Source organism: Clostridium sp. OM02-18AC (genome assembly GCF_003481825.1).
Classification (GTDB): domain Bacteria; phylum Bacillota; class Clostridia; order Lachnospirales; family Lachnospiraceae; genus Brotaphodocola.
Window position 1 is genome coordinate 39,834 of sequence record NZ_QULW01000013.1, and the last position, 24,397, is coordinate 64,230.

The 24,397-nt window shown below is 48.6% G+C and carries 21 protein-coding genes; all 21 read left to right on the forward strand.

The window, feature by feature from the left end:
* Positions 1-5 precede the first annotated feature (5 nt).
* The gene (locus DXB18_RS10190) at positions 6-644 is read left to right on the forward strand and encodes an ECF transporter S component (RefSeq protein ID WP_118707599.1); all 639 of its coding nucleotides are present in this window, start codon (positions 6-8) and stop codon (positions 642-644) included.
* A 186-nt stretch (positions 645-830) separates the two neighbouring features.
* A complete protein-coding gene (locus tag DXB18_RS10195) occupies positions 831-1,886 on the forward strand; it encodes an L-threonylcarbamoyladenylate synthase (RefSeq protein WP_118543916.1) in 1,056 nt (351 codons plus the stop codon).
* A 16-nt stretch (positions 1,887-1,902) separates the two neighbouring features.
* Positions 1,903-2,403, forward strand: a complete 501-nt coding sequence (locus DXB18_RS10200; protein WP_118543880.1) for a dCMP deaminase family protein — start codon at positions 1,903-1,905, stop codon at positions 2,401-2,403.
* A gap of 3 nt (positions 2,404-2,406) precedes the next feature.
* The gene (locus tag DXB18_RS10205; RefSeq protein WP_243103332.1) at positions 2,407-4,362 is read left to right on the forward strand and encodes a B12-binding domain-containing radical SAM protein; all 1,956 of its coding nucleotides are present in this window, start codon (positions 2,407-2,409) and stop codon (positions 4,360-4,362) included.
* Positions 4,363-4,364: 2 nt separating this feature from the next.
* Entirely contained in the window at positions 4,365-5,162 is a 798-nt protein-coding gene (locus DXB18_RS10210) for a 3'-5' exonuclease (protein ID WP_118707601.1), read from the forward strand.
* Between the two features lie 197 nt (positions 5,163-5,359).
* Entirely contained in the window at positions 5,360-6,928 is a 1,569-nt protein-coding gene (locus tag DXB18_RS10215; protein WP_118707603.1) for a VanW family protein, read from the forward strand.
* 153 nt (positions 6,929-7,081) lie between these two features.
* Complete coding sequence (locus DXB18_RS10220) at positions 7,082-7,735, forward strand: AIR synthase-related protein (protein WP_347560879.1); 654 nt, start codon at positions 7,082-7,084, stop codon at positions 7,733-7,735.
* Positions 7,736-7,788: 53 nt separating this feature from the next.
* Complete coding sequence (locus DXB18_RS10225) at positions 7,789-8,271, forward strand: Lrp/AsnC family transcriptional regulator (protein ID WP_118543877.1); 483 nt, start codon at positions 7,789-7,791, stop codon at positions 8,269-8,271.
* Entirely contained in the window at positions 8,268-9,443 is a 1,176-nt protein-coding gene (locus tag DXB18_RS10230; protein ID WP_118543876.1) for an aminotransferase class I/II-fold pyridoxal phosphate-dependent enzyme, read from the forward strand. The genes DXB18_RS10225 and DXB18_RS10230 overlap by 4 nt, the downstream gene beginning before the upstream one ends.
* A 6-nt stretch (positions 9,444-9,449) precedes the next feature.
* Positions 9,450-9,950 carry a tRNA (cytidine(34)-2'-O)-methyltransferase gene (locus DXB18_RS10235; protein ID WP_118543875.1) on the forward strand — a complete coding sequence of 167 codons (501 nt, stop codon included), beginning with the start codon at positions 9,450-9,452 and terminating at the stop codon, positions 9,948-9,950.
* A gap of 138 nt (positions 9,951-10,088) precedes the next feature.
* Positions 10,089-10,235 carry a hypothetical protein gene (locus tag DXB18_RS16190; RefSeq protein WP_154106751.1) on the forward strand — a complete coding sequence of 49 codons (147 nt, stop codon included), beginning with the start codon at positions 10,089-10,091 and terminating at the stop codon, positions 10,233-10,235.
* A 140-nt stretch (positions 10,236-10,375) separates the two neighbouring features.
* Entirely contained in the window at positions 10,376-11,500 is a 1,125-nt protein-coding gene (locus DXB18_RS10240; protein ID WP_118707605.1) for an ABC transporter substrate-binding protein, read from the forward strand.
* A 404-nt stretch (positions 11,501-11,904) separates the two neighbouring features.
* On the forward strand, positions 11,905-12,984 hold the full coding sequence (locus DXB18_RS10245) for an ABC transporter ATP-binding protein (RefSeq protein WP_118707607.1): 1,080 nt from the start codon (positions 11,905-11,907) through the stop codon (positions 12,982-12,984).
* On the forward strand, positions 12,978-14,630 hold the full coding sequence (locus tag DXB18_RS10250) for an iron ABC transporter permease (protein ID WP_118543872.1): 1,653 nt from the start codon (positions 12,978-12,980) through the stop codon (positions 14,628-14,630). The genes DXB18_RS10245 and DXB18_RS10250 overlap by 7 nt, the downstream gene beginning before the upstream one ends.
* 45 nt (positions 14,631-14,675) lie before the next feature.
* Positions 14,676-16,115: a phosphoglucomutase/phosphomannomutase family protein gene (locus tag DXB18_RS10255; protein WP_118707609.1), complete on the forward strand. Its 1,440-nt coding sequence runs from the start codon at positions 14,676-14,678 to the stop codon at positions 16,113-16,115.
* A gap of 190 nt (positions 16,116-16,305) precedes the next feature.
* Positions 16,306-17,334, forward strand: a complete 1,029-nt coding sequence (locus tag DXB18_RS10260) for an extracellular solute-binding protein (protein WP_243103335.1) — start codon at positions 16,306-16,308, stop codon at positions 17,332-17,334.
* Positions 17,331-19,034, forward strand: a complete 1,704-nt coding sequence (locus DXB18_RS10265; protein ID WP_118707613.1) for a histidine kinase — start codon at positions 17,331-17,333, stop codon at positions 19,032-19,034. The genes DXB18_RS10260 and DXB18_RS10265 overlap by 4 nt, the downstream gene beginning before the upstream one ends.
* Positions 19,018-19,788, forward strand: coding sequence for a response regulator (locus DXB18_RS10270; RefSeq protein ID WP_347560880.1), 771 nt, complete (start codon positions 19,018-19,020; stop codon positions 19,786-19,788). Before DXB18_RS10265 ends, DXB18_RS10270 begins: the two co-directional genes overlap by 17 nt.
* A gap of 376 nt (positions 19,789-20,164) precedes the next feature.
* Positions 20,165-21,619, forward strand: a complete 1,455-nt coding sequence (locus tag DXB18_RS10275; RefSeq protein ID WP_147355237.1) for a hypothetical protein — start codon at positions 20,165-20,167, stop codon at positions 21,617-21,619.
* A gap of 360 nt (positions 21,620-21,979) precedes the next feature.
* Entirely contained in the window at positions 21,980-23,599 is a 1,620-nt protein-coding gene (locus DXB18_RS10280) for a YARHG domain-containing protein (protein WP_182430544.1), read from the forward strand.
* Positions 23,600-23,614: 15 nt separating this feature from the next.
* Positions 23,615-24,259 carry a zinc ribbon domain-containing protein gene (locus DXB18_RS10285; RefSeq protein WP_118707621.1) on the forward strand — a complete coding sequence of 215 codons (645 nt, stop codon included), beginning with the start codon at positions 23,615-23,617 and terminating at the stop codon, positions 24,257-24,259.
* Positions 24,260-24,397 lie beyond the last annotated feature (138 nt).

Here is a 24,397-nt window from a genome sequence, read left to right on the forward strand (position 1 = left end):
AAGACATGAAAGAAAAGTTACTGACTACGAAAAATGTTGTATTGATGGGAATGTTTGGTGCTCTTGCAGGTGTGCTGATGCTGTTTGAGTTTCCGCTTCCGTTTCTGGCACCAAGCTTTTACGGACTGGATGTCAGCGAGGTACCGGTGCTGATCGGAACCTTTGCCATGGGACCGGCAGCCGGTGCGATCATGGAAGTCGTAAAAATTCTGGTAAAGCTGGTATTGAAGCCGACCAGTACCGGATTTGTAGGAGAGTTTGCGAACCTGGTGATCTCCTGTGCCCTGGTCATTCCGGCAGGTCTGATCTATAAAATTTCCCACACCAGAAAAGGTGCCATGACAGGACTTGTGGTGGGAACCATCTGTATGGCAGCGGTTGGTGTGGTAGCAAATGCTCTGGTTATGCTTCCGTTTTACTCCAACTTCATGCCGATGGAAACCATTCTGGCAGCAGGCGCAGCCATCAACCCGGCGGTTGGAAGTGTATGGACCTTTGCATTGTTCTGCGTCGGACCGTTCAATGTGGTCAAAGGAATCATTGTGTCCGTGGTGACTGCACTGGTTTATAAACGCGTCAGTGTGCTGATCCATAGTATTGGAACACATAAAACTGTAAAAAATGAGAAACGCGTGAATGCATAAATAATATAGAAAACTTATAGTCAGACACCCTGCGGTCTATCTTGCACCGCAGGGTGTCTTGTGTTATGATAAGGCAGAAACAGACCGGCAAAAAGGTAAGGTTTTATGCCGGAAATAATCATGTGGACACAGCCTTGGCAGCACACCGGTATCATGTTGCTGCAGGATTGCAAAGAAGGTAAACGTATGAATACAAAACTGGTAAAAATAGAAGATACAAAACAGATCAAAGATGAGGAACTGGCTGAGGCAGCTGAAATTCTAAGAACCGGCGGTCTGGTGGCATTTCCGACCGAGACGGTTTACGGTCTTGGCGCGAATGCACTGGATGAGACTGCGGCTAAGAAAATTTACGCAGCCAAGGGCCGCCCGTCTGACAACCCACTGATTGCGCATATTTCCTGTCTGGACGAACTGGAACCGCTTGTAGCGTACATTCCGGAGGCGGGCAGGAAGCTGGCGGAGGCATTCTGGCCGGGACCGCTTACCATGGTATTTCCGAAAAGTGACATTGTGCCTTACGGAACGACCGGCGGGCTGGATACGGTGGCAGTCCGTATGCCGAGTGACCCGGTGGCAAACCGCCTGATCAAACTGGCCGGGGTTCCGGTGGCAGCACCGAGTGCGAATACTTCCGGCAGACCAAGCCCAACCACGGCACAGCATGTATGGCAGGACATGGAAGGCAAGATTGAGATGATCCTGGATGGCGGTCCGGTGGGAATTGGGGTAGAGTCTACGATCGTGGACGTATCCGGTGATGTGCCGACTTTGCTTCGTCCGGGTGCAATTACCATGGAGATGCTGCGCGAGACCGTAGGACAGGTAGAGATTGATCCGGCAATCCAGGCACCGCCAAGTGCGGATCTGCGGCCGAAGGCACCGGGCATGAAATACCGCCATTATGCACCGCATGCAGATCTGCAGCTGATAGAGGGTGAGACTGGTAAGGTGGTGGAAACCATCAACGAACTGGTGAAAGAGAAGCTTGCGGAGGGCAAAAAGGTCGGCGTAATCTGTACCGATGAGACAAAGGCGCGTTATCCGCAGGGAGAGGTTCGCAGTGTGGGACTTCGCGCGAAGGAGGAGACGATCGCCCATAACCTGTTTGCGGTATTGCGTGAGTTCGATGATCTGGACGTGGACTGCATTTATTCCGAAAGCTTTTCGAAGGATCATCTGGGACAGGCGATCATGAACCGGCTGACGAAAGCCGCTGGATACCATGTGCTGAAGGTGTGAGAACAGGAGGAGCGATATGAGCAATTCAAAGAAACGTGCAGATTACATTTCCTGGGATGAATATTTTATGGGTGTGGCGGATTTATCCGGCCGCCGCTCAAAGGATCCGAATACCCAGGTGGGCGCCTGCATTGTCAGTGAAGATAACAAGATCATGTCCATGGGCTACAACGGTTTCCCAAAAGGCTGCTCGGACGATGAGTTCCCGTGGGGGCGCGAGCAGGAGGATGCTGATCCGTACAGCACCAAATATCTGTATGTGACACACAGTGAGCTGAACGCGATTTTGAATTACCGCGGCGGAAGCCTGGAAGGCAGCAAGATCTATGTGACACTTTTCCCCTGCAATGAGTGCGCGAAAGCAATCATTCAGGCGGGAATCAAAACCATTATTTATAAGGAAGATAAATATCCGGATTCTCCGTCCGTGCGGGCTTCCAAGCGCATGCTGAATGCAGCAGGCGTGCGGTATTACCAGTATGACCAGACCGGAAGAAAGATTGAGATTGACGTATAAGATATGAAGTTTTTACTGACGGCGATCAATGCCAAATATATTCACTCCAATCCGGGAGTGTACAGTTTAAAAATGTTTGCCGAGTCCCAGGGCGCGGCAGAATCCGTACAGGGAGACCAGAATCGTTTCGAGGATGGTCTCCCTTGTGTGCCTGAGACGGAAGCGCCAACGAGTTCTGCTGCAGCAGGTCTGACGGCGGCTGCAAAAGAAAAACGGGGAGCCGGATGCAGGATGCAGGTGGAAATTGCAGAGTACACCATCAACAACCAGATGGAGCTGATCCTGGAAGACATTTACCGGAGAAAACCGGATCTGATCGGGATTTCCTGTTATATCTGGAACATTTCCTATGCGCTGGATCTTGTGCGGGATATTCATAAGGTGCTTCCGGAGACCGATATCTGGCTTGGCGGTCCGGAAGTTTCCTACGACGCGCCGGAGCTTCTTTTGCGGGAGCCGGAGGTGTTTGGCATTATGAAGGGCGAAGGTGAGGAGATGTTTGCCGGGCTCTTGAATTGTTACCGGACGCTGGGATGCACGGTGCGGAGTCTCAGGAGAGATTCGCAGAATGGAGGGGCTCATACAGACGCGAAGACAGAATGTAAAATGGAAAACAGCAATCAGGGTACACAATCAGATTCAGAGCATGAAATTTCATCCCAGGCACGGAATGGCAGAGAGATTGACTTCTGGCAGCAGATGAAGCAGGTTGCCGGTCTGACTTACCATGGTGCAGACGGAACAATCTGTGACCAGCCGATCCGCCCGGTCATGGATATGAGCCGGATCCCATTTTTATATCCGAGCCTGGATGGTTTCGAGAACCGCATCGTTTATTATGAGAGCAGCCGTGGCTGTCCGTTTTCCTGCAGTTACTGTCTGTCTTCGATTGACAAATCCGTCCGATTCCGGGACGTAAAGCTGGTGCTTCAGGAACTGGATTTCTTTCTGGAACGGAAGGTGCCGCAGGTAAAATTTGTGGACCGGACCTTTAATGCAAAAAAGAGTCATGCCATGGCGATCTGGAAGCATATTCTGGAACATGATAATGGTGTGACCAATTTCCACTTTGAGATTGCGGCGGATCTTCTGGATGAAGAAGAACTGGAACTGATCAGCCGGATGCGTCCGGGACTGATCCAGCTGGAAATCGGTGTGCAGAGCACCAATCCGGATACGATCCGGGAAATCCACCGGAAGATGGACTTAGACCGCCTGCGCTATGTGGTGGAGCGGATCAATGCCGGAAAAAATGTGCATCAGCATCTGGATCTGATTGCAGGACTTCCCTATGAAGACTACGATTCGTTCGGACGTTCTTTTAATGAGGTGTATTCCATGGAACCGGAGCAGTTCCAGCTGGGCTTTCTGAAAGTCCTGAAAGGTTCTTACATGCATGAAAAGGTGCAGGATTACGATTTGCAGTACCGGGGAAAAGCTCCGTACGAGGTGCTGTCGACCAAATGGCTGCCCTACGGCGATGTGCTCCGCTTAAAGGGCGTGGAGAATATGGTGGAGGTGTATTACAACAGCCGCCAGTTCTTAAAAACGCTGAAGCTGTTTGAACAGGAATTTGAGAACGCGTTCTCCATGTACGAATATATGGCGCGGTATTATGATGAAAACCATCTGACCGGGTTAAACCACAGCCGCCTGGCGCGCTATGAAATCTTCCATGCGCTGATCCGCCAGAAGGTGGGAGACGACAGACTGGGAGCCTTGGAAGATGCACTCATGTGTGATCTGTATCTGCGGGAAAATGCAAAGAGCCGTCCATCGTTTGCACTTGTACAGACTCCCTATAAGGAAGAAATCCGCAGACTGCTTCCGGAACTTAGAACATTGGGGACACAGGTTCATGTTGAGGTCCTGCGGTCTGGAGAAATCCTGCTGTTTGATTATCGGGAGAAAGACCGGTTAAATCACAATGCGAAGCTGACGGTGCTTGGGAGGATCTGAGTATGAGCGGAGAAAACGTGACGCTGGATGCAAAAAATAAGAAGGCTGCCGCAGCAGATCAGGCGGTTGGGAAACAGATCCAGATTCCGAACAGTTACATTGCCCTGGATCTGGAAACTACCGGTCTGAATCCGAAGCAGGATAAGATCATTGAGATCGGGGCAGTGCGGGTGGAAGACGGTCAGGAGACCGGACGGTTTCATACGATGCTCGATCCGCACCGGGATCTGGAAGCGCGGATTACGGAGCTGACGGGTATTTCCGGGGATATGTTGGAAAATGCCCCGGACCTTGTGGATATCCTGCCGGAATTTCTGGATTTCTGTGGAGAACTTCCGCTTCTTGGCCACCGGATCATATTCGATTTTAGCTTTTTAAAGCGGGCGGCGGTCAACCAGGGCCTGACGTTTGAAAAGAACGGGATCGACACGCTGACGCTGTGCCGCCGTTTTATGCCGCCAGAGGAGAGCAAACGGCTGGGAGCGGCCTGCGCTTTTTATGGACTTACGCAGGAGAGCGCCCACCGTGCACTGGGCGATGCCCTCGATGCCCACAGGCTGTATCAGAAGCTAGCAGAACATCATGCAAATCAGGCACCGGAGGCATTTGTGGATGCACCTTTGCTCTACAAGGTAAAGCGCGAACAGCCCGCTTCCAAAAAGCAAAAAGAGGACTTGCGGTATTTACTAAAATATCATAAAATAGATTTACCTGTGCAGATTGACTATCTGAGCAGGAATGAAATCTCCCGTATCACCGATAAGATCATATCCAAATACGGGCGGATCTCAAGGAAGTAAACTTAAAAACAGCCCTTGGAACAGGGCTGATCCTATTTTAAAAAGAGGTGATTCATTATGATGAATATGCATAACAATAAAAAAGCCCGCATTATCATGGGCGTGGTAATCGTGATCCTGATTGTGGCTATGGTAGCTCCGATGGCACTGTCTGTTATGATGTAATGTTATTATGTGAACAGCAAAGGGAGAAGTTTATGAAGATATGGAATGTGCTCGGGCGGCTGGCACTGGCGGCGGCTCTTGGAAGTGCATTGACATTTCCTGCTTATGCAAAAGAAAAAGCATATCCGGATGGAATCTATGTGGGTGATTTTTCCCTTGGCGGATTGACGAAAGAAGAAGCCGAAGCAGGATTTTCAGAGTATCTGGCAGAACTTGAGGCGCGCACCGTAACACTGAAGGTAGACGGTGCCGCGGTCAAAACAACGGCCAAAGAACTCGGGTATGCCGCTCAAAATGAGGATGCCCTGAAAGAAGCAGAAGATTATGCAGCTGGTGGCTGTCTGATCCGGCAGTATATGGAGCGAAAGGATCTGGAAAAGGAACCGGTCCATATTTCTCTGGACGCGCAGGTTGACGAGGCAGCAGTCCAGACCCTGGTCGATACAAAGTGCTCCGGTCTGATCGACGAGCCGAAAGATGCGGCGATTACCCGGAAAAACGGAAAATTTGAAATTACACAAGAGCAGATTGGAAAAGCGGTAGACACAAAAGCCACTGTGGAAAAGCTGAATGAGGCGCTTGCGGCAGAGTCGGCGGAGATCACAGCCGATGCCGTGATCATTACCAAAGAGCCGAAGATCAAAAAAGAAGATCTCGCTACCATTTCCGATGTGCTCGGTACTTGCACGACGGCGTATGCAAGCAGCGGTGCATCCCGCTCCGGAAACATTGCGAATGGAGTTTCCAAGATTAATGGTCATGTGTTAATGCCGGGAGAAACGTTATCCGGTTACGAGTGCATGCATCCGTTTACCATCGAGAATGGTTATTTTACGGCAGCGGCATATGAGAATGGTCAGGTTGTGGACAGCGTTGGCGGAGGTGTCTGCCAGATCGCAACTACGCTTTATGATGCATCCCTGGAAGCGGAACTGGAGATCACCCAGCGGCAGAACCATTCCATGATCGTTACGTATGTGAAACCGTCTATGGATGCGGCAATCGCCGGAACCTATAAAGATATTAAGGTTACCAATAATTACAGTACCCCGATCTATATCGAGGGAACGACAGCGGGAAAAACGCTGACCTTTACGATTTACGGAAAAGAAACCCGTCCGGCAAACCGGAAAGTAGAGTATATTTCCGAAACCTTAAGCAAGACCGATCCTGGGGAACCGCAGCGGAAAGTAGATAATTCTCTCCGCCCTGGACAGACAAAGCAGATCCAGTCGGCACACATCGGTTACAAATCCAGACTCTGGAAGGTTGTTACGGTCGATGGTGTGGAGAAAGAGCGCACCGTTCTGCACACGGATACCTACAATCCGTCTAAGGCCATTGTTCTGGTAGGTCCGGCAGCACCGGCGGAGACACCGGTCCAGCCGACGGAAACTCCAGCAGAACATAAACCGGCGGAAACTCCGGCAGAACATACACCTGAGACAGCCGCACCGCCGGAAACAGCCGCACCGGCAGCTCAGCCAGAGCAGAGCCAGGTGGTGGGACCGGGAGCAGGAAGCGCGTCTGCGGGCGAAGCTTCAACCGGAGGACCTGGTGAGGCAGCAGCACCAGCTGAAAATGCATCGCAGCCGGAATAATCCGGAGTCTTGCAAGGCTTTTGTTGCTGGGCACGCACGCGTGAACCGGAATGAGGATTGGAATGCAAAGCATCGGCAAAATCCCGTTGCCAGGCACGCGTGCGTGCACAGTAACAATGGCATGCTTCCGAACAGAAAAAGGATTGAAATATTATGATGCGAAGAATTGAGCGCGAGAACACAGGACTTCTGCACCCCGGACAGGATCTGGTGGTTGCCGGTTATGCGGGTCTCGCGGGAACGTTGAAGCTGGTGGAGGCGAAGAAAGAAGAGCTTTCCCACTGGTTTTCCGATGAATATATGGATGAGATCGCGGAATGCAGTCAGTATCTTGTGTCGGTGACAGCAGCGGCTGCACAATCGTCTGATGCATCTGTGGAACAGAAACAAAGGTCAGAAACCGGGACAATTCTGGATGGGACTTTTTGGAAAAGTCTTGGTGCCACAGAGTGGGAACCGGCGGGAGATGGAGGCATCTTAACTGCCATCTGGAATCTGACCGGTGCCTATGAGACCGGCGTGGAGTTTTATCTGCGCCAGATCCCCATCCGCCAGGAGACGGTGGAGGTCTGTGAGCGCCTGGAGTTAAATCCGTACCGGCTTTACAGCCAGGGCTGCATCCTCCTGACTGCTCCAAATGGCGGTCAGCTGGTGCGTACACTGGCAGAAAAAAATATTCCGGCACAGGTCATCGGCCGGGTGAACAAGGGCATTGCACGGGAAATGGTCGTGCAGGAAGGACGGGGATTTTTAGAGCGTCCCCAGCCCGATGAAATAACGAAAGTGATTCCCGGTTTTTTCGATTGAAAAGATCGGGATTCCCTATATATCTACACAATTATACAAGGAGGCAATCAAAAATGAGAGAGAAAATTTTGGCGGTAATCGAAAAGAACAGCAGAATCGATATCCATGACCTGGCGATTCTTTTAGGGGAGAGCGAAGTCGCGGTCGCCAATGAGATTGCCGAGATGGAGAAAGAACATATTATCTGTGGTTATCACACCCTGATCAACTGGGACAACACCAGTGAAGAGAAGGTCGTTGCGCTGATCGAGGTAAAAGTAACTCCCCAGCGCGGCATGGGATTTGACAAGATTGCAGAACGCATCTACCAGTACAGTGAGGTGAATGCCGTGTACTTGATGTCCGGAGCATTTGATTTTACCGTGTTTATTGAGGGCAAGACCATGCGCCAGGTTGCACAGTTTGTATCCGACAAGCTGGCACCGCTTGATTCGGTCTTAAGCACTGCAACGCACTTTGTACTGAAAAAATATAAGGACCACGGAACGATTCTCTGCGACGAGGTCCAGGATGAAAGGATGCTGATTACACCGTGAGAAACCCATTAAATGAAAAGATCGTTTCCATCCCGCCGTCCGGGATCCGTAAGTTTTTTGATATCGTCAGTGAGATGAAAGATGCCATCTCCCTTGGTGTGGGCGAGCCGGACTTCGACACGCCGTGGCATATCCGCGAGGAAGGCATTTATTCCCTGGAAAAGGGACGTACCTTTTACACCTCCAATGCAGGTTTGAAGGATTTAAAGATTGAGATCCACAATTATCTGGAGCGCCGCTGCAATGTCTGCTATGATCCGGACCATGAGATCATGGTAACTGTGGGTGGCAGTGAAGCGATCGATGCGGCTATGCGTGCCATGATCGATCCGGGCGATGAAGTACTGATCCCGCAGCCAAGCTATGTTTCCTACACTCCGTGCTGTGTTCTGGCAGACGGTGTTCCGGTCATCCTTGAACTGGAAGAAAAGGACAACTTCCGTCTGACTCCGGAAAAACTGTTAGAGAAGATTACGCCGAAGACCAAGATCCTGGTACTGCCGTTCCCGAATAACCCGACCGGTGCGATCATGGAGCGGGAAGATCTGGAGAAGATCGCAGAGATTGTCATTGAGAAAGATCTTTACGTCATTTCCGATGAGATCTATTCGGAGCTGACCTACGCAAAGGAAGACCATGTGACGATCGCGTCCCTGCCTGGCATGAAAGAGCGCACCGTTCTGATCAACGGCTTTTCCAAGGCATTTGCCATGACCGGATGGCGTCTGGGCTATGCCTGCGCACCGGAGCTGATCTTAAAACAGATGTTAAAGATCCACCAGTATGCGATCATGTGTGCACCGACGACGAGTCAGTACGCGGCAGTGGAAGCGCTGCGCAATGGCGATGAAGACGTACAGCACATGCGGGAATCCTACGACCAGAGACGCCGTTATCTGATGAACGCCTTTGCGGAGATGGGGCTGGACTGCTTTGAGCCGCAGGGCGCATTCTATATGTTCCCGAGCATCAAACGCTTTGGCATGACTTCCGAAGAGTTTGCGACCCGGCTTTTGCGCGAAGAAAAAGTAGCAGTGGTCCCGGGAACTGCATTTGGAGACTGCGGAGAAGGCTTCCTCCGTGTGTCCTATGCGTATTCCTTAAAGAGTTTAAAGGAGGCCCTTAGCCGTATCAAACGGTTTGTGGACCGCCTGGACGGAAAAACGGAGTAAAACGAAATGAACATTGTATTATTTGAGCCGGAAATGCCGATGAACACCGGAAATATCGGGCGTACCTGTGTCGCAACGAATACCCGCTTACATTTGATCGAGCCGCTGGGGTTTAAGCTGAATGAAAAGGCAGTAAAGCGTGCCGGACTGGACTACTGGGATAAGCTGGATGTTACCGTGTATTCCGATTTCCAGGATTTTCTGGACCGCAATCCGGGCGCGAAAATCTACATGGCAACGACCAAGGCACCGAAAACCTACACGGATGTGGAGTACGAACCGGACTGCTATATCATGTTTGGCAAGGAAAGCGCCGGAATACCGGAAGAAATTTTGGTAGAGCACAAGGAAAACTGTGTGCGGATCCCGATGTGGGGAGACATCCGCTCCTTAAATCTTTCCAATTCCGTGGCGATCGTGCTGTATGAGGCACTGCGTCAGAATGGATTTGAGAAGATGAACATGGAAGGACATCTGCACCGCCTGCACTGGAAAGATGAAGTGTAAGAACGTTGCCGGATACGCATGCGTGGACGGAAGCGGAAAATGATAAGAAAACTGCATATCGAAAGAGAAAAAGGAGATCTGCCTGGTGGCGGGTCTCTTTTTTCATAGGAAATTGTGCATGGAAGTGTTTTGTTTTGTATGGCAGAGATACAGAAAATGAATGGAAAAGCATGTGTAAAAATGCACAAAAGAGAAAAAGAAACAACAAAAATAATATACAAAGTTCAGAATAACAAAAGAAAAGTCAGAAATACAAATGGAAAAACGCACAAAGACAGCATATAATAAAGATATCTGGAACGGGAAAATGCACACTGCTGACCGGTGCGGACGATTATGACCGGACGCACAGCGTAAGCAGGAGCGGACCTTTCCCATGGAACGTGATAACCCAGGAACAAAAACAAAGAAAAGGAGAGGGTATTATGAAAAAACGTTGGTTAGCAGCATCATTGGCAGCACTGATGGCACTGAGCGTAACCGCCTGTGGCGGAGGAAAGGCAGCAGAGACAACGGCAGCACCGGCAGAGACCAAAGCGGAGGAGACAAAGGCAGAGGAAACCAAAGCAGAGGAAAAGGATGCTTCCAAGGAAGAAAAGGCAGAGAAAGCGCCGGAAGATTATACCGGAAGCGTTGTTGTTTACTCCCCGCACGATGCAGATCCGCTGAATGCAGGCGTAAACCTGTTCATGGAGAAATATCCGAATGTCAAGGTTGAGGTAGTAGCAGCCGGAACCGGCGAGCTGTGCAACCGAATCGCAGCAGAGTCTGCAAACCCGATCGCAGATGTACTCTGGGGCGGTGGTGCTGACTCCCTGGCAGCATTCAAGGAATACTTCGAGCCGTATGTATGTGCAAACGACGAATTCATCGGCGACGCTTACAAGGATCCGGATGGTTACTGGATCGGTGAGAGCCCGCTTCCGATGGTTATCTTCTATAATAAGGACCTGATCGAGAAAGACGGACTGACCATTCCGGAGTCCTGGGAAGACTTAACCAAGCCAGAATGGAAAGGCAAAATTGCATACTGCCTGCCGTCCAAATCCGGTTCCGCATACACCCAGTTATGTACCATGATCCTGGGTCACGGCGGTAAGGAAAAAGGCTGGGATTTCATCAAACAGCTGTACGATAACCTGGATGGCAAGATCGTTGACTCTTCCGGTAAGTGCCACAAGATGGTTGCAGACGGTGAGTTCTATGTAGGTATTACCATTGAGAAATCTGCGATCAAATACGCAGACGATCCTTCTGTAGGATTTGTATATCCGAAAGATGGTACCAGCGCAGTTCCGGATGGTGTAGCACTGGTTAAGGGATGCCCGAACGAAGAAAATGCAAAACTCTTCATCGATTTCGTTACTTCCAAAGAATGCCAGACCGAGCAGAGCCAGAACTGGGGACGCCGTCCGGTACGAAGCGATATGGAAGTTGGCGAAGGTATGGCAAAACTGGATGATCTGGTATTAGTAGATTACGACTTTGACTGGGCAGCAAATGAGAAGGAAGCCAATATCGAAAAGTTCAACGATATCATGGTAGATTAATTGTTACTGTACACGGGTAGGAATTTTCTGAACTGAAAATTCCGTACGATACCGTTGTGGCAGCAGATTTTGCCGATTTGGAATGCGAAGCATCGGCAAAATCCGTTGCTGTTTGCGCAACGCGAGAACAGTAACGATTAATTTTGCCGGCGTGCGTCAGCCATATGTCAGCTGCAGCAGAAAAACGCAGCTTTGTGCACGATTAAAAGGCAATATGGAAATCAATAGAACGTGAACATCAAAAAGACTGCCTTGCCCCAAGCGGGCGGGCAGTCTTTTCCTACCCGCTTCACAGGAACGTTCTATCGTATGAAAATGCCCTGCAAGGGCGGAGCGCCGGAGAGGCTTGTAAAACACCGGTCGGATTCAAACGGCCACAGGTGGACAGGAATGGAGGAATGAATATGAGTCATGCAGTGATCATAAAAAAGGCCGTAAAGAAATACGGAAATTTTACCGCATTAAATGGAGTGGATCTGGAAATTAAACCGGGGGAATTTTTTACGCTGCTGGGACCGTCCGGCTGCGGCAAGACAACACTGCTTCGTATGATCGCAGGATTCAACAGCGTGGACGGCGGTGAGATCTGTTTTGATGACAAGGTGATCAACAACCTGGAAGCGCACAAGCGTGATATTGGTATGGTGTTCCAGAACTATGCGATCTTCCCGCACCTGACGGTAGCGGAAAACGTGGCATACGGTCTGAAAGCCAAGAAGTGTCCGAAGGAGCAGATCCCGGGCAAGGTGGAAGAGGCACTGGAGCTGGTTCAGATCGGAAAATTAAAAGACAGAAAACCAAATGAACTTTCCGGTGGTCAGCAGCAGCGTGTGGCGCTGGCGCGTGCGTTTGTCATTGAGCCTGGCGTGCTTTTGATGGATGAGCCGCTTTCCAACCTGGATGCAAAGCTTCGCGTACAGATGAGAACTGCGATCAAGAAACTGCAGCGGAGACTGGGCATTACCACCATTTACGTTACCCACGATCAGGAGGAGGCCCTGGCAATCTCAGACCGGATCGCGGTCATGAAAGAGGGCAACATCATGCAGGTGGGAACGCCGGAAGCAATCTATAAGAAACCGGAGAATACGTTCGTTGCAGGCTTTATCGGCGTTTCCAATTTTGTGGAATGCGAAGTGGACGGCAAAAATCCGGAGGCAGCCGTTTTGAATATTAAGGACGAATGCAGCATTACCTGCAAATTAAAGAAACCGTACTCGGGCAAGGGCATCATCTCTGCAAGACCGGAGCAGCTGTTCTTCGATGAGACAAATGGACTTCCGGGCAAGATCGTGATGTCGACCTTCCTGGGCGATTTCATTGAGTACGAGATCGAGTTAAATAACGGTCAGACTCTGCAGCTCAATGAATACACCAAGGATGTGCAGACCGTCCGCCCGGATGGAGAGAACGTGAAAGTAAACTTTGACATCAATGCGGTAGGCGTTTACGATGCGGCAACCCAGGAGGTGATTTCATGGTAACATCCCGCAAAAAACTGGACTTCTGGTTCTGGGTCAAGGTGGTAGTCATTGGTTTTATGCTGATCTTTCTGATCTACCCGTTCTGTACCCTGATCACCCGAAGCTTTTTCTCAAATAAGACAGCCGGGTTTACTTTTGAGAACTACATTCGGTTCTTTACGAAAAAGTATTACTATTCGGCACTGGGACGAAGCCTGTTTGTGTCGATCGTGACGACCTGTACCACACTTCTTGTGGGCGTGCCGATCGCTTACATCATGTCCCGCTACAATGTATTCGGTAAGAATTTTATTCATATCTTCATTATCATGAGTCTGATGAGCCCGCCGTTCATCGGTGCTTACAGCTGGATCATGCTGTTTGGCCGCGCGGGATTTATCACCAGTATGTTTGCGAAGATCGGGATCCATCTTCCGAGTATATACGGGAAACTGGGGATCATCCTGGTATTTACGTTTAAACTGTTCCCTTATGTGTACCTGTATACGTCGGGTGCCATGGGAAGCATCGATTCCAGTATTGAGGAGGCAGCGGAAAATCTGGGAAGCAATAAGCTGCGCCGCCTTCTGACAGTCACTCTGCCGGTTGTGGCTCCGTCCATTGCGGCAGGCGCCATTATGGTATTTATGACCAGCCTGGCAGATTTCGGTACCCCGATGCTGATCGGCGAGGGCTACATGGTCCTTCCGGTTCTTGTATACAATGAGTACATGAGTGAGATCGGCGGAAATGCACATCTGGCGAGCGCTTTGTCCGTGGTTGTTGTACTCTGTTCCACCACAGTGCTTCTGGTTCAGAAATACTTTGTGAGCCGGAAAAACTATGTCATGACTGCCATGCGTCCGCCGAAGGAAGAGGTTCTTCACGGAGGCAAACGTGCACTGGTGACCCTGCCGGTTATGCTGGTGACCCTCATCGGCATTATGCCGCAGATCGTAGTGATTGTCAGCAGCTTTATCAAGTGCGATTTCACCGGCTTCCAGAAAGGCTTCAGTCTGGAGAGTTATGTGACGATCTTCAACCGCCTGTGGACCAACATCCGCAATACCTTCGTATTCTCTTCGATTGCGATCGTGTTCATTATCATTCTGGGCATGCTGATCTCTTACATCGTCGTGCGTCAGAAAGGTCTGGCAGGACAGCTGATGGATCTGCTGATCATGTTCCCGTTCGTGATCCCGGGTGCTGTTCTTGGTATCAGCTTGATCGTTGCATTTAACAAGCAGCCGATGATCTTAACCGGTACGGCCATGATCATGATCATTGCGTTTATCGTCCGGAAACTGCCTTACACAGTCCGTTCCGGCAGTGCATTCCTGCAGCAGATGGATGTAAGTGTGGAGGAGGCTTCCATCAGCCTGGGTGTTTCCCCGATGAAAACCTTTGTAAATGTGACTGCAAGACTGATGGCACCGGGTGTTCTTTCCGGCGCGATCTTAAGCTGGATCACCTGTATCAACGAGCTGTCTTCCAGCGTGATGCTGTACGGCGGCAAGACCAGCACCATCTCCGTGGCTATTTATACGGAGGTTGTAAGAAACAGTTTCGGTACCGCGGCAGCGCTGGCATCGATCCTGACCGTCAGCACAGTCATCTCCCTGCTTATCTTTTTGAAAGTCAGCAAGGGCAGGGTATCCGTCGTCTGAGTGGTGAACGCATACTGGGACAAGTGCAAAAAATGAGGTGTGGCTATGATAAAATTTGGCACTGGTGGCTGGAGAGCCATCATTGGGGAAGAATTTACAAAAGAAAATATCCAGAAGCTCTCGCTTGCGATGGCTTTAAAAATGAAAGCAGAACATGTGGAGGACAAGCCGGTGGTGATCGGCTATGACCGCCGGTTCCTTTCCAAGGAAGCGGTCATCTGGTCCTGCGAGATCTTTGGGCAGCAGGGAATCAAAGTGCTGTTTGTGGACCGGAGTTCTCCGACACCGCTTGTAATGTTCTATGTGATGAAACATGACCTGGATTATGGCATGATGGTGACAGCGAGCCACAATCCGGCCATCTACAATGGGATCAAGGTCTTTACGAAGGGCGGAAGAGATGCGGATGAGCATCAGACCGCAGATATTGAACGCTATTTAAAACAGGCAGATGAGCTTTATGTCCCGGATCCGGAGGAATACGGGCAGATGCCGCCGCACGCTTACCAGGAACTGGTGAAGAGCGGCCAGGTGGTGGAGATGAACCCCATGAACGAATATCTGGACAACATCATCTCCCTGATCAATCTGGATGCGATCCGGGAACGCGATCTGCGCATTGCGATCGATCCGATGTACGGGGTCAGCCTGACGGCACTCTGCACCATCCTTTCCATTGCGCGCTGTACGGTAGAGACCATCAATGCCCAGCATGATACCCTGTTTGGCGGAAAGATGCCGGCTCCGACCGAGAATACCCTGCGCAATCTGCAGAACTACGTGCTGGACCGTTACTGCGACATCGGCATTGCGACGGACGGAGATGCAGACCGGCTTGGCGTCATCGATGATAAAGGACATTATCTCCATGCAAATACCATTCTGGTCATGCTGTATTACTATCTGCTGAAATACCGCGGCTGGCGCGGCCCGGTGGTGAGAAATCTTTCTACCACGCATGTGCTGGACAAGGTGGCAGAAAGCTTCGGACAGAAGTGTTATGAGGTGCCGGTCGGCTTTAAGTACATTTCCGCAAAGATGCAGGAGACCGATGCGATCATCGGCGGCGAGTCTTCCGGAGGTTTGACCGTGAAGGGACACATTCACGGAAAGGATGGCATCTACGCGGCGTCCTTGCTGGTCGAAATGATGGCAGTCAGCGGCAAAAAACTGTCGGAGATCGCGGAAGATATCCGCAAAGAATACGGCGAGATCCATATGGAGGAGCGGGCATACCGCTTTACCGCAGAGGAGAAAGAGCGGATCCATAAGACGCTGATGATCGACCAGGCATTGCCGGAGATCCCGTTTGAGGTGGATCATATTTCCTACATGGACGGCTGCAAGGTTTACTTAAAAAATGGTGGCTGGGTCAGCACGCGTTTCTCGGGAACAGAGCCGCTTCTTCGGATCTTCTGTGAGATGGAGACCGAGCATGAAGCCGTGATGATCTGCGAGATCTTTGAAAAATTCCTGGGACTGTAACGGAAACCGGAATTGTCCTGCCGCTTTCTGGACTGTCCAGATGCGAAAATGGCAGCGGAACGAGACGGTTTCGCTAAGGAAGATGTAAAATAGAAAATCCCCGTTTTCCAGTGTTTTCTGCTATAATGAAAAGCAGAAACATGGGAAAACGGGGATTTTTTCAGAAGTAACGGAAATGGGGAGAACACGAGTGAAGATCAGGAGAAGAATATGGATTCTGGCGGCAATACTGCTGTTACTTTCTGCCTGCGGGAAGAAAACGGCAGGGCCGATGTTTGCGCAGACACAGGTACCAGCTGATCTGGTGATCTGTACGGACCAGGAGCCATTGGTTTACGAGCCGGTGGTAAAAGAGTTTGAGGAGCGCACCGGTCTGAGCGTGGAAGTGAAGGCAGGAACATCGGAAAACGTGCGGCAGATGTTTGAACAGGCGAAAGACTGGGATCTTGCATTTGGGGTGAGTACCGAACTTCTGGATGAGTATGCGGCGCTTTGGATGCCTTACGAAAGCGCCCAGGAGGCAGCGGTTGCAGAGACATTCCGTTCGGTAGACCACAGCTGGAGCGCATTCTCAGTCCTTCCGCTGGTCATTATGTACAACACGAATGTCGTGACTTACCGGGAACTCCCGGTTGGGTGGGCAAGTCTGCTGGAGCCGAGGTGGAAAGGCAGGGTAGCATTTGCGGACCCGGAAAAATCGGATATTTCTCTGACTGCCCTGGCAGCCGCAGCCCTGGTCAGCCCGGAAAAAGAACAGTACGTGCAGGAACTTGCCGGCAATCTGGATCATAATCTGCTGGAAAACATCGCCCAGGTAAAGGAAGAAATTCTGGATGGCCGCTGCAGTGTAGGCGTGACGACGGAGGAAACTGCGCAGGCACTTCGCAGCAGCGGAGCTGATGTAGATTATATTTACCCGGAAGAAGGCACACTTCTGGTCCTGGAAGGAACAGCCATCCGCCGGGGAGCTGTGCATGAAGAAACTGCAAAACAGTTTCTGGAGTTTACGCTCAGCAAAGATGTACAGAAAATCCTTATGGACAGTCAGAGCCGAAGGTCGGTACGGCAGGATGTGGAGACACCAAAGGGGATGGATGCTCTCGAAAGGCTGCCGCTTCCGGATGCTGATTTTGAAACCATTTCTATGGAAAAAAGAAAAATCCTGGAATCGTGGAAATCCATATCGGATGCGGAAGCAGGAATGGGAGGTGCATCATGAAAAAAATCCACCTTTCATTCCGGGGACGGGTGTTCCTGGCGTGCCTGGCGGTCGCCCTGGTGCCGCTCTTTCTTTCCAGTATTGTGATGGTCCGGCTGTTTACCGCATCCTTAAACCGGCAGAGCGAACAGGAAGCACAGCGGCAGATCTCAGAGATCAGCAGCCGGTTTACGGCACTTTTGGAGGACTGCGAGAATGTCTGCCGGGAACAGACAAAGGATGGTTCCGTGGCCCGCTATATGATCGATACGACTACGGTGGAAATGCAGCGCGGCATGTATGTGTCGCTGTATCAGGCATCCAAGGAAATATACGGGCATGCGCAGATCAGCGTTTACGATGTCGGGGGAAGGCTGCGTTTTACGACGGATACGATGACGCGCGGGGACCGTCTTCCGGTTTACTGGGGACTTTTGAAAAAAGCTTCCGGGAAAAAACAGATGACCTGGTACCGGACAGACCCGTATCTGAACCTGACGGACAGCCGTGTGCTGATGCAGGGCGCTTATCCAATCGAAAATTCAGAAGGAGCCAGAACCGGATACCTGGTACTGGACTTCACAAGGGAGAATTTCGACAGCATTTTCAGCGGTTTTTATTCCCTGACCGATACCATTTTACTTCTGGACGCGCACCAGCGTCCCATTTACTGCTCCAGACCAGATTACGATGCTGAAAAAATGGAAGAGATCGCAGCCGGAATGGAGAAGCAGACGAACACGGAGGATGATACACAGTATCTGCGGGCGAACGAGCCGGAACGCGGCTTTTCCGTGATCCTATGCAGGCAGGCGCCGATCAGCGCACCGGCCATGCAGACCATGGGCACGGTGATCCTTGCCATGTCCCTGTTAAGTCTGTGCCTGTGCTTAAGCATTTCCGGCATCCTGACGCGGAGCATTGCAAGACCAGTCAGCCAGCTGGATAAAGCTATGGAAAAGGTGAAAGCAGGAGATCTGAGTATCCGGGTCCGCAGCACGCGAAACGATGAACTCGGGCGGCTGACCGAAAGCTTCAACAGAATGGTAATCGATTTAAACAGTTACCTGGAAGAAAGAGTGCAGAAACAGAAGGATTTAAATGAGACAACGCTGCGTCTCTACCAGACACAGCTGAACCCGCATTTTCTGTACAATACGCTGGATACCATCAAATGGAATGCCAGGATTAGGCAGATTCCGGAAATTGCGGTGCTGGCGGAAAACCTGGCAGTCATTTTGCGAAAGAGCATATCCAGCAAGCCCTTTATTCCATTAAAGGAAGAACTGGACACCATAGACAGTTACATCCGAATCCAGAAGATCCGGTTCAGCGGACGATTCCTTTATGAGACAGAAATTCCGGACCAGCTGGAAGAATGTATGATTCCGAAGATGATCCTGCAGCCGCTGGTGGAAAATGCCATCATTCACGGGCTGGATGGCTGTGACAATGGTTATATCTGTATCTATGCAGCGCAGAAAGACGGAGTATTAAGTATCTCCGTGACCGATGACGGATGTGGAATGAGTGCGGATATGGTGGACTGGATCAACAGCCCGGCACCGGCAAAGCGGGACGGACATCTGGGACTTTACAATGTCATTCAGATCTTGAAAATCTATTATGGGGAAACATACGGGATGCATGCGCAGGTAGAGGAGGACGGGACTACCGTGACGCTGCGTCTGCCGTTTCGAAAGGATGAAAACAATGGATAGAGTCGTAGTCGTGGAAGACGAAACCATGGCAAGAAAGGGAATTATCCTGACGATCGACTGGTCTGCGTTAGACTGTGTGATCGTGGGGGAAGCTGCCAATGGGGAAGAAGGGGCAGAGCTTGTGAAGCGGCTGTCACCGGATCTTGTGGTAACCGATGTCAAGATGCCCAGGATGGACGGTGTGGAGATGATCACAAAGCTGCGGGCGGAGGGCTGTCAGGCGCGCTTCATTATCCTGACGGCATACAGTGATTTTAAATATGCCCAGAGTGCACTGCGTCTTGGTGTCAGTGATTACCTTTTAAAGCCGCTAAAAGATGGAGAGCTTGAGGCAGCGGTCCGCCATATCCAGGGACTTCGGGATGCGCGGGAAACCCAGACAGATGCCAGTGCCGATGCGCCGGTCCTTCGCTTAAGTCCGGTCAAAAATACAAAAAATAAATATGTAGAGCAGGCTGTGCAGCTGATCCGGGAGCATTACCGGGAAGATATCAATATCAGCACGGTAGCAGGAAATCTGGAAATCAGCGAAGGATATTTAAGCCGCGTATTCAAAAAAGAGACGGACTACACGTTCACCAACTATCTTACCTGGTACCGGATGAAGAAAGCCATGACCCTGTTAAAAGACTGCCGGGTGAAGGTTTACGAGGTGGCGGAGCAGGTGGGATATTCCGATACGGCATATTTCAGCGCCCAGTTCAAAAAGGTGACGGGGATCTCCCCGTCGGAGTATCAGGACCGGAGCCGGTAAAAAAATTTAAAAAAATTGAAAAAAGGGGTTGCAAAATAAGTTAGCCTATGCTAATATAATGACAGTTAGCCGCAACTAACTACATGTGAATATTCTATACATTTCGTCTGGTTTCATCTGACCCGTGAAATCAGAAACTCAACTCCTAAACAGAAAGCACGCGCGAGCGTGCTTTTTGTCGTCTGTGGATCAGGATGGCTTTGTTGGAGCATCCGCTGAGGCTATCTGCCCCCTTCGTTCTTGAAAAAAAGAAAACCATCCAAATTAGTTGTCTAATTTTCGTGCCCTCATTGAAGACTCTGGATAAAAATGTTAAAATTATATAATATTATGAATTCACGAGTAATTGATAAAATATAAAAAGGGTTGGATGGGTATGTCAGAATTTTCGGAAGCAATCAAAGAAGAAATCAAAAAATCCGGGCAGACTTTGCTTTATTTATCCGATGCAAGCGCTCTTTCCCTGGACCATATTTCCAAGATGCGGCAGGGAAAGCGCCTGCCACAGGATGCAGAAAAAGTAAGAAAGCTGATCATGGCGCTGCAATGTTCGGAAAAGGTGTCCCAGACATTGTTTTCACTGTATAAAAAAGAACGCATGGGCCGCGAAGAGTGGGACTGCATGCAGGAAATCAAAAAACTGCTGGAAGCTCCGAACAGCTTTTTGGAGTCATCGGCAGAGCCTGCGAAAAAACCTCCGAAACAGGAATCAATGCGGAAAGTACGTGTGTTAAACAGCCGGACAGAAGTTCTTTCTTTTTTACAGAAAATGCTTCCAACGTGCAGCTCGGTTTTGCGCATGGCAACCGAAGAAATACCGGAAGCGGTAGTGGAGCTGCTGGCACTTTCCCTGAACCAGTTCCAGATCCGCTGCGAGCACCTGTTTTCCTTAAAAACAATCCGCGTAGCAGACGGAAGTCTTTACAATCTGCGATTCATCAACCGGATCATGCCGCTGATCCGATCTGGAAAGAATTATCTTCCGTATTACGATTATGAAGAAAAAGCAGATGATCTCCTTCCAAACTGGCTGATCTGTGACCAGTGGGCAGTTGGCCTGCAGCGGGATATGGAAAGCGGCATTGTAATCTGGGAAGAAGAGCAGATTTCCTATCTGAGAAGACGGTATGAGCGCAAGAAGAAAAACAAACGCAGTCTTTTGCGGCATTTTTCCGATATTGACCAGTGGGCGGTCTGGATTACCGAAAACCGGAAGCATTATCTTGCTGAGATGCAGACTGCAGGCTTCCGCCAGCAGGATGTAAAGAACTACTATATGGAGTACGGACCGTGTTTCTTAAATGTGCTGTCGGTAAAACTTTTGGAGAAGCACCTGCTTCTGGGCGAACCGGAAAAATCAGGGCTGATCCAGTACTGGATCTTACGCAAACAGCAGATTGACCAGGAAAAAGCAGTTCATTTCTTTACGCGGGAGGGGCTGGAGTATTCCATTTCCACCGGCCGTTTATCGGAAATTCCGGAACAGATCTATACGCCGCTTACCATTCCAGAGAGAATCGAACTTTTGGAAAAGTTTTTGGCGTGGGTTAAGGAACCGGACGCAAAAGTCTACATGCTTGACGACCGGCAGCTCAACCTCCCAATCGGAACCTTTGTGTATTCCACCGTGTCCATGGTAGATAATGAGCTGATCTTGTACCTTGGACGTGAGGATGCGACATACTGTTCTGTGATTGAGCAGGGAATCGCCGATAAATTAAACCGCTTCTGCCATATGCTGGAAGAAGGGGAAATGATCTGCCCGCAGGAAGAATGTGAAAGAATCATTGGTGAGATGATTGAGAAACTGCGGGGGGGGATTTTAAAATAAATTCATATATGAAAAAAAGAAACTTCAAATCGGTACGATATTTGATAACCGGTTTGGAGTTTTTTTGTTGTAAAGCATATAAAAATAAGTTACAGATAGATTTCTCAATGTAGGTAGAAAGGACAGGTTATTTATATGAAATGTAAATTAGTTTGTCTAAAAATGACGCCCTAATTGTTGGAAAATTGGGGAAATGGTAAAATATTATGAAATCAATATAAAAAATATGTGCAATATATCCAGTTTTGGGGCGCATGAGGGGAGGAAATGAAAGTGAAATGTCCAAAATGTGGTACGGAAAATGCGTGTGGCTCAAAATATTGCAAACGCTGTGGTAAGCCAATAAGAGCAGATATATGCATGCAGGAAAAAGAAAAGTATGCATCTGAACAGGTGGCAGGTAAGCAAGGAAAAGAGACACTTATGAGATATATGTCATCTCTGAAAGCCTTAATGCCTAAATTTACAGGTATAAAAAAGCATATATCGAAAAAGAAAATAGCGGGTGTAAGCGCAGTGATTGTGATAGCGGCAGTTGTCGGGGCAGTTGTTGTAAATACAGGAAAAACCATTCAACTGGATGATTACCTGGTGATAGAAACAGAAGGATATGAAGGTTATGGTAAGGCCACGGCTTTTATTGACTGGGCTGCAATAAAATCAAAATATGGTTCAAAATTATCGTTTACCAAAGCTGCGAAAGAAGAATTTGGACGTTCATTACGAGATATGAATCTATTGGAATTTTTGAAAGATGAAATTAAGGTCTCCTTAGATGAAAGTACAGATCTTTCTAATGGTGACAATATTGCTTACACTTGGGAACTTGAAGATGATCTGCCTAAATATGTGGGATGCAAGTTCAAATATAAAAATGGGGACTATCAGGTATCTGATCTTGAGGAAGTAGGTACATTTGACGCATTTGCTGACGTGACAATTGAATTTTCAGGAACTGAGCCACATGGGAAAGCAGGTCTTAATTATACAGGACTTGAACTTTACAGTGCTGATTTCAATTGTAGTAAAACAAATGATTTAAAGAACGGTGATGTAATTACAGTCCAGATTAAAGAAAACTCTATTGAGAATTGTGCAAAGACAAAAGGAATTGTTCCAAAAGAAACAAAAAAAGAGTATATCGTAACTGGGCTTGAACATGTACTTTCGAAAATTGAAGAGCTCGATGATGAAACATTGCAGAAAATGATACAACAGGGTTTTGATGAATATAATGCCCAGGTTGCACGTGATTGGACTGACGAGGGAGAAAAACTGGAGAAAATAACCTATATTGGTAATTACCTGTTAACACCAAAGAATAAGGATTCACAGGAAAATTTACTGTATTTGATTTATAAAGCCCAGATTCATAACAGTAATACAGAAGATGGTCGGAACTATGATCAGATCAATGATATTTATTGGTATATCCAGTATAGTAATTTGTTGGTTGACGGTGAGTCGAAAGTTAAGGCAGAGGTGACAAAATACAATGCTTTGCGTTATGGTCATAAGACTACATTTGAAACGGGAGAAGAATGGTGGGAAAAACGATGGACTTATGATGGATACGCAACCTTGGACGATTTATATAAAGATGTTGTAATTGCCAATATAGATTCTTACAATCATGAAGATAATATAACTGAGAATGGAACGTCAGCAGAACCAACCATGAAAAATGAAACAGCGGCTTCAGACAAGGGAGAATATATCTTACCATTAAGCAATACAAAAGTGCTGACAAGGGAGGATATTGAAACTTTGTCTGCGGAAGAACGAAAAATAGCATTAAATGAAATCTATGCCCGTCATGGAAGAAAATTTAAAGATGCTAAGCTGCAGGCGCATTTTGATGCATGTAGCTGGTATACTGGAACGATTGAACCGGAAAATTTCAAAGAAGCTGGTCTTTCGGAAATTGAGATAGCAAATAGAGATCTTCTTGTACAGTATAGGGAAGAAATGGGTGAGTGATAAGGGGGAATTTCTATGTTATGCGTACATTGTGGAGCAAAAAACGACAGCGATGCGATTTATTGTAATGAATGTGGTCGGTTGGTGGATAAAAAGGATACGGAAAACAAACACATAGACTTAAAGAAAATAATGAAAAACAAGCTTGTTAGGGCAATAGCAGTAGTTGCTTTGATTGTGGTTGCTGGAAGCTTGGTGTTTGGGGGAAGAAGTTATAAAAAAACTGTCAATATGTATATGAAGGCATCTTTTGAGGGAGATGCGACAACGATATTCAGCCTGATTTCGTCAAAAATGTTTGACTATGGTTTGGAAGAGAGTGGTTATGAGCGTTCAGATAAAAGACAGATTATCAAAGATACAAAAGAAAGTATGAAAAAAGATATAGAACGAATGGAATCCCAAACTGGAATTAAATGGAAAGATATAAAAAAGTCTTATAAAATTACAAGTGTTGAAAAGATAAAAGGTTATGAATTGGATGATCTGAAGGATCGGTATCAAGAGGCTGGCGTAAAGATATCTGCTGCAAAATTTGTAGAAGTAGAAGTAAATATTCAAACCGGGGAAACCGAAGGAACAAATACGATAGATTTATATTTGGTTAAAATTGGGAAATCCTGGTATTTGGAACCAGAGAGCATGGGCAGTGTGTATTAAGAGTTATATCAAGTTTAGAGTTTTGAAACATATATAGTGAAAAGGAGGGGTTCACGGAGTTTGCCGTGGAGCCCTTCTTGAATATATGCGGTAGATAATCTAAGTTGCTGATGTGTATCTGGGATTGGTTGTCATTGA

What these genes read in the sequence shown, in the direction of transcription:
- DXB18_RS10200 (WP_118543880.1), top strand. Translation starts at nt 1,903, where the DNA reads ATGAGCAATTCAAAGAAACGTGCAGATTACATTTCCTGGGATGAATAT.
- DXB18_RS10210 (WP_118707601.1), top strand. Translation starts at nt 4,365, where the DNA reads ATGAGCGGAGAAAACGTGACGCTGGATGCAAAAAATAAGAAGGCTGCC.
- DXB18_RS10255 (WP_118707609.1), top strand. Translation starts at nt 14,676, where the DNA reads ATGATAAAATTTGGCACTGGTGGCTGGAGAGCCATCATTGGGGAAGAA.
- DXB18_RS10280 (WP_182430544.1), top strand. Translation starts at nt 21,980, where the DNA reads ATGCAGGAAAAAGAAAAGTATGCATCTGAACAGGTGGCAGGTAAGCAA.
- DXB18_RS10245 (WP_118707607.1), top strand. Translation starts at nt 11,905, where the DNA reads ATGAGTCATGCAGTGATCATAAAAAAGGCCGTAAAGAAATACGGAAAT.
- DXB18_RS10220 (WP_347560879.1), top strand. Translation starts at nt 7,082, where the DNA reads ATGATGCGAAGAATTGAGCGCGAGAACACAGGACTTCTGCACCCCGGA.
- DXB18_RS10250 (WP_118543872.1), top strand. Translation starts at nt 12,978, where the DNA reads ATGGTAACATCCCGCAAAAAACTGGACTTCTGGTTCTGGGTCAAGGTG.
- DXB18_RS10195 (WP_118543916.1), top strand. Translation starts at nt 831, where the DNA reads ATGAATACAAAACTGGTAAAAATAGAAGATACAAAACAGATCAAAGAT.
- DXB18_RS10270 (WP_347560880.1), top strand. Translation starts at nt 19,018, where the DNA reads ATGAAAACAATGGATAGAGTCGTAGTCGTGGAAGACGAAACCATGGCA.
- DXB18_RS10215 (WP_118707603.1), top strand. Translation starts at nt 5,360, where the DNA reads ATGAAGATATGGAATGTGCTCGGGCGGCTGGCACTGGCGGCGGCTCTT.
- DXB18_RS16190 (WP_154106751.1), top strand. Translation starts at nt 10,089, where the DNA reads ATGGCAGAGATACAGAAAATGAATGGAAAAGCATGTGTAAAAATGCAC.
- DXB18_RS10265 (WP_118707613.1), top strand. Translation starts at nt 17,331, where the DNA reads ATGAAAAAAATCCACCTTTCATTCCGGGGACGGGTGTTCCTGGCGTGC.
- DXB18_RS10205 (WP_243103332.1), top strand. Translation starts at nt 2,407, where the DNA reads ATGAAGTTTTTACTGACGGCGATCAATGCCAAATATATTCACTCCAAT.
- DXB18_RS10275 (WP_147355237.1), top strand. Translation starts at nt 20,165, where the DNA reads ATGTCAGAATTTTCGGAAGCAATCAAAGAAGAAATCAAAAAATCCGGG.
- DXB18_RS10240 (WP_118707605.1), top strand. Translation starts at nt 10,376, where the DNA reads ATGAAAAAACGTTGGTTAGCAGCATCATTGGCAGCACTGATGGCACTG.
- DXB18_RS10235 (WP_118543875.1), top strand. Translation starts at nt 9,450, where the DNA reads ATGAACATTGTATTATTTGAGCCGGAAATGCCGATGAACACCGGAAAT.
- DXB18_RS10285 (WP_118707621.1), top strand. Translation starts at nt 23,615, where the DNA reads ATGTTATGCGTACATTGTGGAGCAAAAAACGACAGCGATGCGATTTAT.
- DXB18_RS10225 (WP_118543877.1), top strand. Translation starts at nt 7,789, where the DNA reads ATGAGAGAGAAAATTTTGGCGGTAATCGAAAAGAACAGCAGAATCGAT.
- DXB18_RS10190 (WP_118707599.1), top strand. Translation starts at nt 6, where the DNA reads ATGAAAGAAAAGTTACTGACTACGAAAAATGTTGTATTGATGGGAATG.